The organism is Enterobacter cloacae complex sp. GYL001 (assembly GCF_049237125.1).
GTDB lineage: Bacteria > Pseudomonadota > Gammaproteobacteria > Enterobacterales > Enterobacteriaceae > Enterobacter > Enterobacter hormaechei_C.
Window position 1 is genome coordinate 1 of the sequence record NZ_JBMKGW010000060.1, and the last position, 908, is coordinate 908.

A 908-nucleotide genomic window follows, 5' to 3' on the forward strand; every position below is an offset into this window, starting at 1 on the left:
CTGAGAGATCCCCTCATAATTTCCCCAAAGCGTAACCATGTGTGAATAAATTTTGAGCTAGTAGGGTTGCAGCCACGAGTAAGTCTTCCCTTGTTATTGTGTAGCCAGAATGCCGCAAAACTTCCATGCCTAAGCGAACTGTTGAGAGTACGTTTCGATTTCTGACTGTGTTAGCCTGGAAGTGCTTGTCCCAACCTTGTTTCTGAGCATGAACGCCCGCAAGCCAACATGTTAGTTGAAGCATCAGGGCGATTAGCAGCATGATATCAAAACGCTCTGAGCTGCTCGTTCGGCTATGGCGTAGGCCTAGTCCGTAGGCAGGACTTTTCAAGTCTCGGAAGGTTTCTTCAATCTGCATTCGCTTCGAATAGATATTAACAAGTTGTTTGGGTGTTCGAATTTCAACAGGTAAGTTAGTTGCTAGAACCCATGGCTCCTTTGCCGACGCTGAGTAGATTTTAGGTGACGGGTGGTGACAATGAGTCCGTGTCGAGCGCTGATTTTTTCGGCCTTTAGAGCGAGATTTATACAATAGAATTTGGCATGAGATTGGATTGCTTTTAGTCAGCCTCTTATAGCCTAAAGTCTTTGAGTGACTAGATGACATATCATGTAAGTTGCTGATAGGTTTCCAGTTTTCCGCTCCTAGGTCTGCATATTGTACTTTTCCTCTTACTCGACTTAACCAGTACCAACCCAGCTTCTCAACGGATTTATACCATGGCACTTTAAAGCCAGCATCACTGACAATGAGCGGTGTGGTGTTACTCGGTAGAATGCTCGCAAGGTCGGCTAGAAATTGGTCATGAGCTTTCTTTGAACATTGCTCTGAAAGCGGGAACGCTTTCTCATAAAGAGTAACAGAACGACCGTGTAGTGCGACTGAAGCTCGCAATACCATAAGTCGT

General features: G+C 45.3%; 1 protein-coding gene. It reads right to left on the reverse strand.

Annotated features, from left to right (window positions below; genetic code table 11):
- Positions 1-13: 13 nt before the first annotated feature.
- Positions 14-908 (reverse strand): IS4-like element ISVsa5 family transposase (locus tag ACOTWU_RS25250; protein WP_421625805.1); only part of this gene is annotated, 895 nt, incomplete at its 5' end.